Raw genomic sequence first — 16008 nt, 5'->3', positions numbered from 1 at the left:
CAGTTCCCCACCGTGTGGACCCACCCCCCCCGCCCCACGGGCCGCCCGCGGGCGGCCCGTCGGCGTTTCCGCGCTGCCCGGGTGTCAGCGCCTCAGCGGCGTCCGCGACGCAGGCGCACCGCGAACGCGATCGACGCGAGCAGCGGCCACAGCACCCAGGCGTAGAGCCCGACCAGCCAGGTGGTCTGGAAGACCGGCGACGGCACGATCAGCCCGAGCACGCTGCTCAGGCCGACGGCGGCGAGGACGATGCCGAGCCAGCACAGCCAGCGCGCCACGATCCCGCCGCGCAGGGCGGCCAGGGAGAACGCCCCCATCAGCAGCGACTGGGTCACCACGGCGATCTCACCGAGCATCTGGCCGACGTGCGTGGTGGCGTACCAGGTCTGCACCGTGGCGTCGTCGAGCGCCGCCAGGTCGGGCAGCACCCAGAGCAGGGTGAAACCGGTGACGACCGTGTTGATCGCGGCCAGCAGTCCGCCGCCGAGCAGCGTGAGCCCGCCGAGCACGGAGTTCGGGGCGGCCTGCCGGACCAGGCCCGCCAGCGCCGCGGTGAGCACCAGCAGCGCGACGATGGCGAGGACCCCGGCGAACGCGTTGAGCTGAAGGGTGCCTGCGGCGTCCGCGGCCCAGGCCCGGATGCCGGCGGCGTCGGTCCGGCCCACCTCCGGCGACTCCGGGGTCCAGGTGCCGAACATCGACGCGAAGAGGGCGAGCGCGGCGCCGGCGGCGACACCGAGCCCGCGGGCGGGAGCCTGCGGCGTGACCGGCGTGACGTCGGCTCCGGTGGTGACGGTGGACATGCGATCTCCAACGTGGTGAGAGGGTTCTGCCTGCCTCTGGACTCTCCGCCGGCCCGCGCCCCGGGCGCGATGGACGCCCGTCCTCGCCGGGCCCGGCCGAGTGCCCGGAGGAAACGGGACGAACGTCCCGCGACAGTGGGACGCCGGCGACGTTAGGGTCGTCCGCACCGCCAGCAAGGAGGGTCTCGTGCCACGTCGCGGCACCGCCCGGGTCGTCGCCGTCGGCGGCCTCGGGTTGTCCATCGCCTGCTACGGCCTGACCGCCGTAGGGGCGAATCTCCTCTCCGGCGTGACCCCGCCGACCGCCGCCGACCTCGTCTGGTTCACCGGGTTCCTGGCCTTCCCGCTGGTGGGCGCGGTGATCGCGATGCACCGCCCGGCCAACCGCGTCGGCTGGCTCTTCCTCGCCGTCGGCGTGCTCCAGTTCGGCGCCGCGATCCTCGACGGGCTCGCCCAGCACAGCCTGGCCACCTGCCCGGGCTGCGCGACGGGTCCGGTGCTCGTCCTCGCCCAGAACGCGCTGTTCGCGGTCGCATGGGTCTGCGCCACCACCTACCCGCTGCTGCTGTTCCCGGACGGCCGTCCGCCGTCGCCGCGGTGGAGTTGGATCCGCACCGCCACGACCATCGCCCTGGTGGTCCTCGTCGTCTCGGTCGTGGTCACCCCGGGCCGGGTGATCGAGGACGACGCGGCGGCCAACCCGTTCGGCGTGCCGGCCCTGGCGGGCCTCGCCCCGCTGATCACGAACGTCACCCTGTTCGCCCTGCTCGCCCTGACCCTGGCCGCGATGGCGTCGTTCATCGTCCGGTGGCGCCGGGCCGGCGGCGTGGACCGACGCCGGCTGGCCTGGCTGGCGCTGGCCGCCGTGATCTTCATCGGCACGACGGTGATCGGCCTGCTGGTCGACCGGTGGACCGCGCCGTGGGTGGGCGCCCTGCTGGAGAGCGTCGGCATCGCGGCCCTGCCGGTGGCGACCGGGATGGCCGTCCTCCGCGCCAACCTGTTCGACATCGCCGGGGTGCTCGACCGCACGCTCACCTACACCGCCCTGTCCGCGATCGTGGTCGTCACCTACCTCGGCTGCCTCGCGGCGACCTCGACCCTGCTCGATCCGGCGGGGAGCCGGGGTTCCTCGCTGGTGGCGACCGCCGTGGTCGCGGTCTCCCTGAATCCGGTCAAGGACCGCCTGATGGGCGGGATCGACCGGCTGCTCTTCGGCGACCGGGACCGTCCCTACGAGGTGGTCACCGGGCTGGCCGAGCGGCTGTCCCGGACCGAGGCGCTGGACGAGCTGCTGCACACCGTCACGGAGACCCTCACCACCATGCTGCGCGTGCCGTACGCCCGGGTGGTGCCGGGTGAGCCGGCTGACCCCCCGGCCGACGCGCACGCGTTCCCGCTGGTCAGCAACGGCCGCCAGGAGGGCATCCTGCTGGTCGGACGGCGCAGTGGCGGGACGCCGTTCGAGCCGCGCGAGCTGGACCTGCTGGCCGACCTCGCCGGGCAGATCGCGGTCGCCGTGCGGGCGGCCCGGCTGGAGGAGGACCTGCGCGAGTCGCGGGAGCGCATCGTCCGGGCGCGCGAGGAGGAACGGCGACGGCTGCGCCGGGACCTGCACGACGGGCTCGGACCGCTGCTCGCGGCGGCCAGTCTCCAGGTGGACGTGCTCGCCGAGCGGGTCGCCGCGGATCCGGCCGCCCAGCCGCTGGCCGCGAAGATCAAGTCGGTGATCGGCCAGTCCGTCTCGGACGTGCGGGAGATCGTGCACGGACTGCGCCCGCCGTCCCTGGACGATCTCGGGCTGCCGGGCGTCGTCCGCGAACACGCCGCCGCGTTGCGGGCCACCGGGCTGGACGTCGAGGTGGACTGCGGCGACGACCTGCGGGTCACCAGCGCGGCCGTGGAGGTCGCCGCCTACCGCATCGTCACCGAGGCGATGACGAACGTGGCCCGCCACGCCCGCGCCACCACGTGCCGGGTCCGGATGGGCCTGCGGGACGGCTGGCTGCGGCTGGAGATCACCGACGACGGGTGCGGGCTGGTCGTCCCACACCGGGACGGCGTCGGCCTGTCGTCGATGCGGGAGCGGGCCGACGAGCTGGGCGGCACGTTCACCATCGAGCCGCGGCCCGGCGGGGGTACGAGCGTCCGGGCCGAACTGCCGGTGCCCGTCGTGGCGGGGAGGAGCTGACATGCCGGACCCGGTGCGGGTGCTCCTGGTGGACGACCACCCGATCTTCCTGGACGGGCTGTGCACGGCGCTGGACGGGCTGCCGGGGATCGAGATCGTCGGCACCGCGGCCGACGGCGAGACGGCCGTGGTCGCGGTCGGGGACCTGCGCCCCGACGTCGTGCTGATGGACCTCGCCATGCCGGGCATCGGCGGCGTCGAGGCCACCCGGCGGATCACCGCCCGGGGCGACGCGGCGGTGCTCGTGCTGACCATGCACGCCGACGACGAGTCGGTCTACGCCGCCATCCGTGCCGGCGCCGCCGGCTACCTGCTCAAGGGCGCCGCCCGGGCCGACGTGACGCGGGCGGTCTCCGCCGTGGCGGCCGGCGAGGCCGTCTTCGGCACCGAGATCGCTCAGCGCGTCCTGCGGTTCTTCGCCGAGGGGCCCCGGTCGCCGTCGACCCGGCCGTTCCCCGAGCTCACGCCGCGGGAGATGGAGATCCTCGACCTGGTGGCGCAGGGGCTCGGCAACCAGGCGATCGCGCGGAAGCTGTCGGTCGCCCCGAAGACCGTCCGCAACAGCGTCTCCACCATCCTCGGCAAGCTGCACGCCGCCGACCGCAGCGAGGCCGTGGCCCGCGCCCGGGCCGCCGGCCTGGGACAACTGCCGGGCCGGCCGGCGGCCGCGACCTGACCGCTATCCGGAACCGGCCGGACCCGGGGCGCATGGTCACCCGGGGCGGCTGGAAGAATCGCCTTCCGTGAAGACGTTCGAGGAGTTGTTCGCCGAGCTGCAGGCCAAGGCCGCCGCCGGCACCCCGGGCTCGGGCACGGTCGCCGCGCTCGAGCGGGGGGTGCACTTCATCGGCAAGAAGGTCGTCGAGGAGGCGGCCGAGTCGTGGATGGCGGCCGAGCACGAGGGCCCGGAGCGGGCCGCGGAGGAGATCTCCCAGCTGCTCTACCAGGCCCAGGTGCTGATGCTGGCCACCGGTCTCGAACTGAAGGACGTCTACCGACATCTGTGAGTGCCCGTCCGCTGATCACCTGATCGATCGAAGGAGCACTCCCATGCTGCGTGTCGCCGTACCCAACAAGGGCGCCCTGGCCGAGTCGGCCGCCGGGATGCTGCGCGAGGCGGGCTACCGCCAGCGCACCGACCCGAAGGACCTGGTCTGCCGGGACGAGCCCAACGACATCGAGTTCTTCTACCTGCGCCCCAAGGACATCGCCACCTACGTCGGCTCGGGCGACCTGGACGTCGGCATCACCGGGCGGGACCTGCTGGTCGACTCCGGCGCGTCGGCCGAGGAGGTCGTCGACCTCAACTTCGGGCGGGCCACCTTCCGGTTCGCCGCCCGCCCCGACGACGTGGACTCGGTCCAGCAGCTCGGCGGGCACCGGATCGCCACCGCGTACCCGGGGCTGGTCGAGCGGCACCTGGCCGACCTGGGCGTCAAGGCCGAGGTGATCCGGCTTGACGGCGCGGTGGAGAACGCCATCCGGCTCGGCGTGGCCGACGTGGTCGCCGACGTGGTGGAGACCGGTGCCACCCTGCGCCAGGCCGGCCTGGTGGTCTTCGGTGAGCCGCTGCTGCGCTCCTCGGCGGTGCTGGTCCGCCGGGCCGGCGCGCCCGGCGGCGCCCAGCAGGAGCAGTTGCTGCGCCGGCTGCACGGGGTGCTGGTCGCCCGCCGCTACGTGATGCTGGCCTACGACGTGCCGGCCGGCCTGCTGGACCGGGCCAGCTCGCTCACCCCGGGCATCGAGTCGCCGACGGTCTCCCCGCTGCACCGGGAGGGCTGGGTGGCCGTGCAGGCCATGGTGCTCCTCGATGACGTGCACCGGATCATGGACGAGCTCTACGAGCTGGGCGCCCGGGCCATCCTGGTCACCAACATCCACGCCTGCCGGCTGTGAGGCCGCTGCCGGTCCCGGCCGCCCTGGCCGTGGTCGTCCTGGGCGGGGTGGCCTCGGCCGCGCAGGGCGTGGTCAACGCCGAGTTGGGGGAGCGGGCCGGCGACCCGCTCCTCGGCGCGGTGGTCAACAACCTCGGCGGCTCCCTGATCGTGCTGCTCGGGCTGGTCGCCGTGCCGTCGATGCGGGTCGGGCTGGCCGGGCTGCGCCACTCCGGCCTGCCCTGGTGGGCGTTCCTGGGTGGCCTGGGCGGGGCGGCGATCGTGGTGATCGGCCCGTTCGTCGTGCCGGCGCTCGGGGTGGCGATCTTCACGATCGCCCAGGTGGCCGGGGGCAGCCTGGGCGGGCTGGCGGTCGACCGGGCCGGGCTGGCCGCGACGGGCCGGCTGCCGCTGACCGGGCCCCGGGTCGTCGGGGCACTGCTCGGAATCGGCGCGGTGACCCTGGCCCAGCTCGGCCGGCCGGTCGGCGACCTGGCGGTCGGGCTGGTGCTGCTCTCGGTCGTCGGCGGCCTGGCCGTGGCGCTGCAGTCCGCGCTCAACGGGCGGGTCGCCGCGTCTGTCGGCCCGGCCGCCGGGCTGGCGGTGAACTTCGCGGTCAGCACCTCGGCGATCGGCGTGGTGGCGGCGCTGGCCGGCGCCCTGGCCGACCACCCGAGCTGGCCCTCGCAGTGGTGGCTCTACGTGGGCGGCCTGTTCGGCGTCGGCATCGTGCTGGCCCTGCTGGTCGGCGTCCGCGCCGCCGGGGTGCTGCGCACGGGCCTGGCACTGGTGGCCGGGCAGCTCGGCGGGGCCCTGCTGCTGGACGTGGCGCTGCCCGGTGGCGCCGGGGTCCGGCTGCCGGTGCTGGCCGGGGCCGTGCTGACCGGGGTCGCGGTGCTGGTGGCCGGCCTGGGCCGGCGCGCCCGGCGCGTGGCGGCCGAACGCGAGCCCGAGCCGGATGGCAGACTGGTCCCGTGAGCGATTCAGTGGTGACCGTGCGGCCGCGGCGGGTCCGGGTGGTCTGCTGGGTGTCGGCCGTCACGCTGCTGGTGGTGTTCAGCCTGGTGGCCACCTCCCTGACCGGGGCGACCGGCGACGGCTACGGCTCGTTCCAGCGGGGCGACCAGCTCGCCATGGTCGGGCTGGGCGTCTTCGGGGCCCTGGGCTTCCTGCTCTTCACCCGCCCCCGGGTGGTGGCCGACGCCCGCGGCGTCCGGGTTCGTAACGTGATCGGCTCGTACGAGCTGCCCTGGGAGGTGATCCGCGGGGTCCGGTTCGACCGGGGCGCCCCGTGGGCCAGCCTGGAGCTGCACGACGACGACCTGCTGCCGATGGTCGCCCTCCAGGCCGCCGACAAGGAGCACGCCGTCGAGGCGGTCCGCGCGCTGCGCCGCCTGCACCAGGCCCACCTGGCCGCGCTGGCCGAGCGGGCCGCCCCGCGCTGACCGCGCCGTCCCCGGCCGGCCCGGTTTGGGGAGGGCTGGGGCGAGGGTGTAGTGTTGCGGGGTCGACCAGACTGCCCTGTGGGCGGTCCTGAAGCGGAGCGCCTGCTCCCACCCGAGTCGCCCCCGTAGGTGGCCGGGTCCCGGTCTCCCGGTTCCGGGCACGTCCCGGTCCCGGATGCGCGATCCTGTGATCGTGCCGACCGGTCGAGTGGGCCCTGGCATACGCCGGGGCCTTCTGCTTTCCGGGTCGGCTCCCGTCCGGGAGCCCGCGGAGTCGGCACCACGGAAGACTCGACTCGAGGAGGCCCCATCAGCGTCGAACCACGCGTGAACGAGCAGATCCGGGCACGTGAGGTCCGACTGGTCGGCCCTGAGGGTGAGCAGGTGGGCATCGTCCCGCTGGAGCGCGCCCTGCAGCTGGCCGCGGACGTCGACCTGGACCTGGTCGAGGTTGCGCCGATGGCGCGCCCGCCGGTGTGCAAGCTCATGGACTTCGGCAAGTTCAAGTACGAGAGCGCACTCAAGGCGCGCGAAGCGCGGCGTAACCAGCAGCAGACCGTCATCAAGGAGATGAAGCTCCGGCCGAAGATCGACCCGCACGACTACGAGACCAAGAAGGGTCACGTGGTGCGGTTCCTCAAGGCGGGCGACAAGGTCAAGGTGACGATCATGTTCCGCGGTCGCGAGCAGAGCCGCCCGGAGCTGGGTTACCGGCTCCTGCGCCGGCTCGAGTCCGAGATCACGGACCTGGGATACGTCGAGGCCGCGCCGAAGCAGGACGGCCGAAACATGATCATGGTTCTCGCTCCGCACCGGGCCGTGAAGGCCTCCGCGGTCGCCGCCACGGCGTCCCGCGGCGGGCCCCGCGACCGGGCCGCGGAGGAGTCGGCCGCCCCGGCAGGTGGCGAGACCCCGGCGGCCGGCGAGACCGCAGCAGCCGGCGAGACCGGCACGACCGCTGAGACCAGCGGCCAGTAACAGGGGAGAGACGTTCCACATGCCGAAGATGAAGAGCCACACGGGTACGGGCAAGCGGGTCAAGGTGACCGGCAAGGGCAAGATCGTTGCCCAGCAGGCCGGCCTCCGGCACAAGCTGGAGAAGAAGCCCTCCACCCACACCCGCCGGCTGACCGGCACCGTCGAGCTGGCCAAGGCCGACGTCAAGCGAATCAAGAAGCTGCTCGGCCGCTGACGCGCGCCACCTGAACCGAAGAAGGAGTTGAGATGGCACGCGTCAAGCGGGCTGTGAACGCCCAGAAGAAGCGTCGTACCCTGCTGGAGACCGCGAGCGGCTACCGCGGTCAGCGCTCCCGGCTCTACCGCAAGGCCAAGGAGCAGGTGCTGCACTCGATGCAGTACTCCTACCGGGACCGTCGCGACCGCAAGGGCGACTTCCGGCAGCTCTGGATCCAGCGGATCAACGCCGGCGCCCGGGCCAACGGCCTGACCTACAACCGGCTGATCCAGGGCCTGCGCCTGGCCGGCATCGAGGTCGACCGCAAGATCCTGGCCGACCTGGCCGTCAACGACGCCGCGGCGTTCGCCGCGATCGTCGAGCTGGCCCGCGCCGCCGTGGCGGCCGAGGGCACCGGTGGCGCCGCGGCCCAGGCCGCCTGATCCACCCGTACCAGCAGATCGAGGCGTCTCCCATGCCGTCACCACCGCACGGGAGGCGCCTCGACGCTGTTCCCGGCCCGTTCACCCCGCGTACCCCGCGGGTGGTCGCCGCCCGTCGGCTCCAGCGCCGGCGGGACCGGGATTCCACCGGCCGGTTCCTGGCCGAGGGGCCGCAGGCCGTCCGTGAGGCGCTCGCCCGCGCCGGCACCGTGGTCGAGCTGTTCGGCACCCCGGCCGCCCTGGACCGGCACGCCGACCTCGCCGCGCTCGCGGCCCGGGCCGACGTGCCGGTCTCCGAGGTCACCGACGAGGCCCTCGCCGCGCTCGCCGAGACCGTGGCCCCGCAGGGCCTGGTCGCCGTCTGCCGGCACCTCGACGTACCCCTCGAAGCGGCCCTGGCGCGCGGACCGCGCCTGGTCGCGGTGCTCGCCGAGATCCGCGACCCCGGCAACGCCGGCACCGTGCTGCGCACCGCCGACGCGGCCGGCGCGGGCGCGGTGATCTTCGCGGGCGACGCCGTCGACCCCTACAACGGCAAGTGCGTGCGGGCCTCCGCCGGCAGCCTGTTCCACGTCGACGTGGTCCGCGCCACCGAGCCGGTCGCCGTGGTCGCCGCGCTGCGGTCCGCCGGGCTCACCGTCCTCGCCACCACGGGGTACGGCGACAGCGACCTCGACGACCTCGCCGACGCCGGCCGGCTCGCCGCCCCGACCGCCTGGCTCTTCGGCTCCGAGGCGCACGGGTTGCCCGAGGAGCTGACCGGCGCGGCCGACGCCCGGGTCCGGGTGCCGCTGCACGGGCGCGCCGAGAGCCTGAACCTGGCTGCGGCCGCGGCCGTCTGCCTGTACGCTTCAGCGAGAGCACTGCGCCGACCCGCGGGTCCGCGCGGCCACACAGCAGGGGAGTCAGCCGGATGATGAACGCGCCTCGGCGTTCGTTTAGCCAGCCCGCCGGTGTCGGCGGGCGGCGGGCCTGACCCTTCCTCCTGCTCGACTCCCACCGGCGGGCTGCGGCGAAGCCGCGCGTCCGTAGACTCGCCTAGCCGCCCGTGAGGGCCGGCGCCGCCGTGAGGGAGTGCCCGTACGCCATGAGCTACCGCAACGATCCGTACGACCCGAAGCAGGTCGCCCTGCTCGACCCGGACGCCCTGGCCGCGGCCGTGGCCGACGCCGAGAAGGCGTTCGCCGCCGCCGCCGACCCGGACGCGCTGACCGCGCTGCGCCCCGCGCACCTCGGGGACCGGTCCCCGGTGTCGCTGGCCCGCCGGGAGATCGGCGCGCTGCCGCCGGCCGCCAAGTCCGACGCCGGCAAGCGGGTCAACGAGGCCCGCCGCGCCATCGAGACCGCCTACGCCGCCCGGCAGGAGATCCTGGAGCGCGAGCAGGCCGAGCGGGTGCTGGTCGAGGAGCGGGTCGACGTGACCCTGCCCTACGACCGGCGGCCGCGCGGCGCCCGCCACCCGCTGAGCACCCTGATGGAGCAGATCAGCGACCTGTTCGTCGGGATGGGCTACGAGGTGGCCGAGGGCCCCGAGGTCGAGCTGGAGTGGACCAACTTCGACGCGCTGAACATCCCGGCCGACCACCCGGCCCGCGGCCTCATGGACACCTTCCACATCGCCCCGTCGGCCGGCGCGGAGGGTTCGGGCCTGGTGCTGCGCACCCACACCTCGCCGGTGCAGGCGCGCACCATGCTGACCCGCAAGCCGCCGATCTACGTGGTGGTGCCCGGCCGGGTCTACCGCACCGACGAGTTGGACGCCACCCACGCCCCGGTCTTCCACCAGGTCGAGGGCCTGGTCGTCGACAAGGGCATCACCATGGCCCACCTGCGCGGCACGCTGGACCATTTCGCCCGGGCCATGTTCGGCGAGGGCGCGAAGACCCGGTTCCGGCCGCACTACTTCCCGTTCACCGAGCCGTCCGCCGAGTTCGACGTCTGGTTCCCGGAGCACCGGGACGGTCCGCAGTGGGTCGAGTGGGGCGGCTGCGGCATGGTCAACCCGCGGGTGCTGCGCGCCTGCGGCATCGACCCGGAGGTCTACTCCGGATTCGCCTTCGGGATGGGCATCGACCGGACCGTGATGTTCCGGCACGGGGTCAGCGACATGCGGGACATGGCCGAGGGCGACGTGCGGTTCACCCGCGCGTTCGGGGTCTGACGGTGCGGGCACGAGTTACGGAGACGGTGGTTTAACAGTCATGCGAGTTTCTGTCAGTTGGCTGCGGGAGTACGTCGACCTCCCGGCCGACCTGCCCACCGGCGACCTGGAGCAGGCGCTGGTCGACCTCGGCATCGAGGTCGACTCCGTGGTGGACCTGCGGGAGACCGTCACCGGCCCGCTGGTGGTCGGTGAGGTGCTGGAGATCGAGGAGCTGACCGGCTTCAAGAAGCCGATCCGGTTCTGCAAGGTGGACGTCGGCGCCGCCAACGGCACCGGCGAGCCGCAGGAGATCGTCTGCGGGGCGCGCAACTTCGCCCAGGGCGACCGGGTCGTGGTGATCCTCCCGGGCGGCGTGCTGCCCGGCGACTTCCACATCGGCGCGCGCAAGACGTACGGGCGCACCTCGGCCGGCATGATCACCTCCGCGAAGGAGCTGGGCCTGGGCGACGACCACTCGGGCATCATCGTGCTGCCCGAGGACACCCAGGCCAAGCCCGGCGACGACGCCCGCCCGGTGGTCGGCCTCGACGACGTCGTGGTCGAGCTGGAGATCACCCCGGACCGCGGCTACGCGCTCAGCGTCCGGGGCCTGACCCGCGAGCTCTCGCACGCCCTCGGCGTGCCGTTCCGCGACCCGGCCGCGATCCCGGCGCCGGGCGCGACGGCCGAGCCGGCGTACCCGGTCGAGGTGCGCGACACCGTGGGCTGCGACCGGTTCGCCGCCCGGATGGTCCGCGGCGTCGACCCGACCGCGCAGACCCCCGGCTGGCTGTCCCGGCGGCTCACCGTGGCCGGCATCCGCAGCATCTCGCTGCCGGTCGACATCACCAACTACCTGATGCTCGAACTCGGCCAGCCGATGCACGCCTTCGACGCCGACCGGATCAGCGGCCCGCTGGTGGTCCGCCGGGCCGAGGCGGGGGAGAAGCTGACCACCCTGGACGGGGTCACCCGCACGCTGGTCGCCGAGGACATGGTGATCTGCGACGACACCGGCCCGATCTCGCTCGCCGCGGTGATGGGCGGCGAGACCAGCGAGGTGGTCGCCTCCACCACGAACGTGCTCTTCGAGGCGGCGCACTGGGACCCGGCCATGGTGGGCCGCACGGCGCGGCGGCACCGGCTGTTCAGCGAGGCCGCCAAGCGGTGGGAGCGGGGCGTCGACCCGGCGCTGCCGCTGGTGGCGCTGGAGAAGGCGGTCCGGCTGCTCACCGAGCACGCCGGCGGCACGGTCGGCGCCGAGATCCTCGACCTCGACCACGTCCGGCCGCGTACCCCGGTGACCCTGCCGGTGGACCTGCCGTCGCGGCGGGTCGGCGTGGCGTACCCGCCGGAGCGGGTGGTGGAGCTGCTGGAGCAGGTCGGCTGCGCGGTGACCCGGGGCGCCGACCGGCTCGGCGAGGACCCGGGCGAGACCGGTGCCGCCGCGGCCGGCGGTGACGTGCTCAGCGTGACCCCGCCGAGCTGGCGGCCCGACCTCACCGACCCGGCCGACCTGGTCGAGGAGGTGGTCCGCCTCGACGGCTACGACCGGGTGCCGTCGGTGCTGCCCACCGCGCCTCCCGGCCGCGGCCTCACCCCGCCGCAGCAGCGCCGCCGGGCGGTCGCCCGGTCGCTCGCCGAGCGCGGGTACGTCGAGGTCCTGGCGCACCCGTTCGTCTCGGCGGAGCTGGCCGACCAGCTCGGCCTGCCGGCCGACGACCCGCGCCGCCCCGCGGTGCGGGTGGCCAACCCGCTGTCCGAGGAGGAGCCGCTGCTGCGCACCACGCTGCTCGGCCCGCTGCTCGGCATCCTCAAGCGCAACGTCGGCCGGGGCCAGCGGGACGTGGCGATCTACGAGATCGGTGCGGTGTTCCACCCGCGTCCGGGGGCCGGCGCGCCGCCGGCCATGGGCGTGGACCGGCGCCCGACCGACGAGGAGTTCGCCCGCGCCGACGCGGTGGTGCCGGACCAGCCGCGGCACGTGGCCGTGGCGCTCACCGGGGAGATGGAGCCGACCGGCTGGTGGGGCGCGGGCCGGGCCGCCGGCTGGGCGGACGCCGTCGAGGCCGGCCGGACCGTGCTCGCCGCCGCCGGCATCCCGGCCCAGCGGATCACCGTCCGGGCCGCCGAGCGCGCCCCCTGGCACCCCGGCCGCTGCGCCGAGCTGCTGGTGGACGACACCGTCGTCGGATACGCCGGTGAGCTGCACCCGAACGTGGTGGCGACGCTGGAGCTGCCGCGCAGGACGAGCGCCATGGAGCTGAACCTGGACGCGCTGCCCGCCGCGCCGGTGGTGGCCGGCCCGGCCGTCTCCACCTTCCCGCCCGCCCTCATCGACGTTGCGCTGGTGGTGGACGAGTCGGTCCCGGCCGCCGAGGTGGAACGGGCCCTCGTCGAGGGCGCCGGCCCACTGCTGGAGGACGTCCGGCTCTTCGACGTCTACGCGTCCGAGCAGCTCGGCGCGGGCCGCCGGTCGCTGGCGTACAAGCTGACGTTCCGGGCCCCGGACCGGACCCTCGCGGGCGAGGAGGCGGTGGCCGCCCGGGACGCGGCGGTGGCCGAGGCCGCCCGCCGCTTCGGCGCCACCCTGCGCGGCGCCTGACCGGCACCTGCTCACGGCCCCGATCCGGCACGTCCGGGTCGGGGCCGCTGGCCGCCGGACTCTCGCCTTTCGTGACCTGGTTGTTGCGCAGCGTGACGGATCGTCCGAAAGGTCAGCGGCGACGGCATCTTTGGCTACCCACGGGTCACTTGCGAGCGGTTAGCCTGCTTGGAATCCGGCCATCGCCGGGATCACACCCCCCGCCACCCCACGGGAGTCCAGCCATGGCCGACGATCCGGCTCCGCCGCCCATCTCCGTCGACGTGTGCATCGTCGGCGGCTGCGGTCGGGTGGGTCTGCCGCTGGGCATCGCGTTCGCCTCCCGCGGCCTGTCCGTCGTGCTGTACGACATCAACGCCGACGCGGTGGCCACGGTGAACGCCGGTACCCTTCCCTTCGCCGAGCCGGGCGCCGCCGAGGCGCTCGCCGAGGCCGTGGCCGCCGGCCGGCTGCGGGCCAGCACCGACCCCGTCAGCGTGGGTGCCTCCGAGCATCTGGTCGTGGTCGTCGGAACCCCGGTCGACGAGCACCTCAACCCGGACCTGGGTGCGGTGCCCCGGGCGCTGGAGCGCTGCGCCGAGCACCTGCGCGACGGGCAGCTGGTGGTGCTGCGCAGCACCGTCTACCCGGGGGTGACGGCGCTGACCGAAAAGCTCCTGGTCGGCAAGGGCATCCGTGCCGACGTGGCGTTCTGCCCGGAGCGGATCGCCGAGGGCCGGGCGATGACGGAGCTGTTCACGCTGCCGCAGATCGTCGCCGCCCGTACGCCGCACGCCCTCGCCCGGGCGGAGAAGCTCTTCCGGCACCTGACCGAGGAGATCGTGCCGCTCGAGCCGGAGGAGGCCGAGCTGGCGAAGTTGTTCACCAACACCTGGCGGTACATCAAGTTCGCCACCGCGAACCAGTTCTGGATGATGGCCAACGACTTCGGGCTCGACTTCGCCCGGATCCGGCACGCGGTCGCACACGACTACCCGCGCGCCGCCGATCTGCCGATGCCCGGTTTCGCCGCCGGTCCCTGCCTGTTCAAGGACACCATGCAGCTGGCCGCGTTCAACCGGAACAACTTCGTGCTCGGCCACTCCGCCATGCTGATCAACGAGGGGCTGCCGCTCTACCTGGTGTCCCGACTGGAGGACCGGTTCGATCTGGCGGACCTGACCGTTGGCATCCTCGGGATGGCCTTCAAGGGCGGCAGCGACGACCCGCGGGAGAGCCTGGCGTACAAGCTGCGCAAGATCCTGGCGTTGAAGACCCGCGAGACGCTCTGCACCGACCCGTACGTCGCCGACGACCGCCTGGTCGACCTGGACGAGGTGCTGCGTCGCGCGGACCTGCTGGTGATCGCCGCTCCGCACGAGCAGTACGCCCGGCTGGAGACCGACCTGCCGGTCATCGACATGTGGGGCCTGACCGGAACCGGGGTGCGGGTGTGACGCCGCGGGTGTCGGTGATCGTGCCGGTCTACAACGAGGGCGAGGCGATCCTTCGCTGCCTGGAGCGAATGCTGCGCGAGATGCTGCTGCCGGCCGAGGTGCTGATCGTGCACGACATGCCGGAGGACACCACCGTCCCGTACGTGGAGCAGATCGCCCGCACCGACCCGAGGGTGCGCGCGGTGCTCAACACCTACGGCCGGGGCCCGGCGAACGCCATCCGGTTCGGCATCGACGCGGCCCTCGCCCCGGTCGTGGTGGTGACGATGGCCGACGGCTGTGACGACCCCCGCCAGATCGACGAGCTGGCCCGGCTGGTGGACCGGGGCGTGGTGGTCGCGGCCGCGTCCCGCTACATGCCGGGCGGCCAGCAGGTGGGCGGGCCACGGCTGAAGCGGATGATGTCCCGGTGGGCGGGGCGCAGCCTCTACACGTTCGCCCGGGTGGGTACCCGGGACGCCACCAACAGCTTCAAGGCGTACGACACCGCCTTCGTCCGCGAGGTGGGCATCGAGTCGCGGACCGGCTTCGAGATCGGGCTCGAGTTGACCGCCAAGGCCAACCGGCTGCGCCTGCCGGTCGCCGAGATACCCACGATCTGGTTGGATCGGCCGCTCGGGGAGTCCCACTTCGACCTGGGCCGGTTCCTCCCCGGCTACCTGCGCTGGTACTTCTTCGCCTACGGTCGACGGCTGAGCCGTGAGAGGCTGGCGGCCCGGGCGGCCGGCTCGCGGCCGACCGAGCCGCCGGCACCCCGCATACCGCAGGACAGCACCGAGTACGAGAAGACCGCATAGGAGCGCACGTGGCGAAAGTCCTGGTAACTGGCTCGGCCGGCTTCATCGGCGGCTACCTGGTGCAGGAGTTGCTGGGCCGGGGCCACGAGGTCGTCGGGATCGACAACTTCTCCAAGTACGGCCCGGTCACCCACAGCTACGACGACCACCCGCGGTTCCGGTTCGTCGAGGGCGACGCGCGGGACGTGGACCTGCTGACCACGCTGCTGGACGGCTGTGACCACCTGGTCGCGGGCGCGGCGATGATCGGCGGCATCTCCTACTTCCACGCGTACGCCTACGACCTGCTCGCCACCAACGAGCGGATCATGGCGGCCACCTGCGACGCGGCCATCCGCGCCCATCGGGACGGCCGGCTGGCGAAGGTCACCTATCTCTCCTCCTCGATGGTCTTCGAGTCCACCGAGCACTGGCCGAGCAGGGAGGGCGACGAGCGGCGCGTCCCACCGCCGCTGTCGTCGTACGGGTTCCAGAAGCTGGCCGTGGAGTACTACGCCCGGGCCGCCTGGGAGCAGTACCGGCTGCCGTACACGATCGTGCGGCCGTTCAACTGCGTCGGCGTGGGGGAGGGGCGCGCGCTCGGCCAGGTCGAGGTGCTCTCCGGCAACGTCAAGCTGGCCATGTCGCACGTGGTGCCCGACCTGGTGCAGAAGATCGTCAAGGGGCAGGACCCGCTGCACATCCTCGGCGAGGGCGGCCAGGTGCGGCACTACACCTACGGCGGGGACCTGGCCCGGGGTATCGCCACCGCGATCGAGCACCCGGCGGCCCACAACGAGGACTTCAACCTCTCCACCGCCGAGTCGACCAGCGTGCTGGAGTTGGCCGAGCTGATCTGGCGCAAGATCAAGGGCCCGGACGTGCCGTTCCGGCACGTTTCCGACGAACCCTTCCAGTACGACGTGCAGAAGCGGGTGCCGGACGTGACGAAGGCCCGCGAGGTGCTCGGCTTCACCGCCACCACGTCGCTGGACGCGATGCTCGACGAGGTCATCCCGTGGGTGACCCGGGCGGTCGAGGAGGGCCGCCTCTGACGTCCGCGTCCCTCCCCGCACGGCCCGTGTCGCTTCCCGCGACGCGGGCCGTCGGTGTTTCGG

At 73.7% G+C, this 16008-nt stretch carries 16 protein-coding genes; 15 read left to right on the top strand and 1 reads right to left on the bottom strand.

Going from position 1 to position 16008, the window contains the following annotated elements:
• Window positions 1–92 precede the first annotated feature (92 nt).
• Window positions 93–803 carry a hypothetical protein gene (locus ABZV78_RS23075; RefSeq protein WP_355641621.1) on the bottom strand — a complete coding sequence of 237 codons (711 nt, stop codon included), beginning with the start codon at window positions 801–803 and terminating at the stop codon, window positions 93–95.
• Window positions 804–990: 187 nt separating this feature from the next.
• On the opposite strand from ABZV78_RS23075, the gene ABZV78_RS23070 reads away from it, so the two are divergent.
• From ABZV78_RS23070 to ABZV78_RS23000, 15 genes are all read left to right on the top strand, one after another.
• Entirely contained in the window at window positions 991–2994 is a 2004-nt protein-coding gene (locus ABZV78_RS23070) for an ATP-binding protein (protein ID WP_355641619.1), read from the top strand.
• A gap of 1 nt (window position 2995) precedes the next feature.
• Window positions 2996–3670 carry a response regulator transcription factor gene (locus ABZV78_RS23065; protein WP_355641617.1) on the top strand — a complete coding sequence of 225 codons (675 nt, stop codon included), beginning with the start codon at window positions 2996–2998 and terminating at the stop codon, window positions 3668–3670.
• 49 nt (window positions 3671–3719) lie between these two features.
• Complete coding sequence (locus ABZV78_RS23060) at window positions 3720–4001, top strand: phosphoribosyl-ATP diphosphatase (protein ID WP_355641625.1); 282 nt, start codon at window positions 3720–3722, stop codon at window positions 3999–4001.
• 43 nt (window positions 4002–4044) lie between these two features.
• Window positions 4045–4890 carry an ATP phosphoribosyltransferase gene (gene hisG / locus ABZV78_RS23055; RefSeq protein WP_355641615.1) on the top strand — a complete coding sequence of 282 codons (846 nt, stop codon included), beginning with the start codon at window positions 4045–4047 and terminating at the stop codon, window positions 4888–4890.
• Window positions 4887–5846: a DMT family transporter gene (locus tag ABZV78_RS23050; protein ID WP_355641613.1), complete on the top strand. Its 960-nt coding sequence runs from the start codon at window positions 4887–4889 to the stop codon at window positions 5844–5846. The genes hisG and ABZV78_RS23050 overlap by 4 nt, the downstream gene beginning before the upstream one ends.
• Complete coding sequence (locus tag ABZV78_RS23045; RefSeq protein ID WP_355641611.1) at window positions 5843–6313, top strand: PH domain-containing protein; 471 nt, start codon at window positions 5843–5845, stop codon at window positions 6311–6313. Before ABZV78_RS23050 ends, ABZV78_RS23045 begins: the two co-directional genes overlap by 4 nt.
• Window positions 6314–6640: 327 nt before the next feature.
• Window positions 6641–7291, top strand: coding sequence for a translation initiation factor IF-3 (infC, locus tag ABZV78_RS23040; protein WP_355641609.1), 651 nt, complete (start codon window positions 6641–6643; stop codon window positions 7289–7291).
• A 19-nt stretch (window positions 7292–7310) separates the two neighbouring features.
• The gene (gene rpmI, locus ABZV78_RS23035; RefSeq protein ID WP_091341674.1) at window positions 7311–7505 is read left to right on the top strand and encodes a 50S ribosomal protein L35; all 195 of its coding nucleotides are present in this window, start codon (window positions 7311–7313) and stop codon (window positions 7503–7505) included.
• Between the two features lie 32 nt (window positions 7506–7537).
• Window positions 7538–7930, top strand: coding sequence for a 50S ribosomal protein L20 (rplT, locus tag ABZV78_RS23030; protein WP_091263835.1), 393 nt, complete (start codon window positions 7538–7540; stop codon window positions 7928–7930).
• 32 nt (window positions 7931–7962) lie between these two features.
• Window positions 7963–8847, top strand: coding sequence for an RNA methyltransferase (locus tag ABZV78_RS23025; RefSeq protein WP_355641607.1), 885 nt, complete (start codon window positions 7963–7965; stop codon window positions 8845–8847).
• A 170-nt stretch (window positions 8848–9017) separates the two neighbouring features.
• Complete coding sequence (pheS, locus tag ABZV78_RS23020) at window positions 9018–10091, top strand: phenylalanine--tRNA ligase subunit alpha (RefSeq protein ID WP_355641605.1); 1074 nt, start codon at window positions 9018–9020, stop codon at window positions 10089–10091.
• Between the two features lie 40 nt (window positions 10092–10131).
• On the top strand, window positions 10132–12678 hold the full coding sequence (pheT, locus tag ABZV78_RS23015) for a phenylalanine--tRNA ligase subunit beta (RefSeq protein ID WP_355641603.1): 2547 nt from the start codon (window positions 10132–10134) through the stop codon (window positions 12676–12678).
• 224 nt (window positions 12679–12902) lie between these two features.
• The gene (locus tag ABZV78_RS23010) at window positions 12903–14114 is read left to right on the top strand and encodes a nucleotide sugar dehydrogenase (protein ID WP_355641601.1); all 1212 of its coding nucleotides are present in this window, start codon (window positions 12903–12905) and stop codon (window positions 14112–14114) included.
• Complete coding sequence (locus ABZV78_RS23005; RefSeq protein WP_355641599.1) at window positions 14111–14911, top strand: glycosyltransferase family 2 protein; 801 nt, start codon at window positions 14111–14113, stop codon at window positions 14909–14911. The genes ABZV78_RS23010 and ABZV78_RS23005 overlap by 4 nt, the downstream gene beginning before the upstream one ends.
• Window positions 14912–14919: 8 nt before the next feature.
• Window positions 14920–15945: an NAD-dependent epimerase/dehydratase family protein gene (locus ABZV78_RS23000; protein WP_355641597.1), complete on the top strand. Its 1026-nt coding sequence runs from the start codon at window positions 14920–14922 to the stop codon at window positions 15943–15945.
• Window positions 15946–16008 lie beyond the last annotated feature (63 nt).

Origin of the sequence: Micromonospora sp. NPDC004540, from assembly GCF_040610095.1 — a bacterium.
GTDB lineage: Bacteria > Actinomycetota > Actinomycetes > Mycobacteriales > Micromonosporaceae > Micromonospora.
Note: the sequence above shows the minus strand (reverse complement) of the source record. Positions and strands in the feature narration are given on the sequence as shown.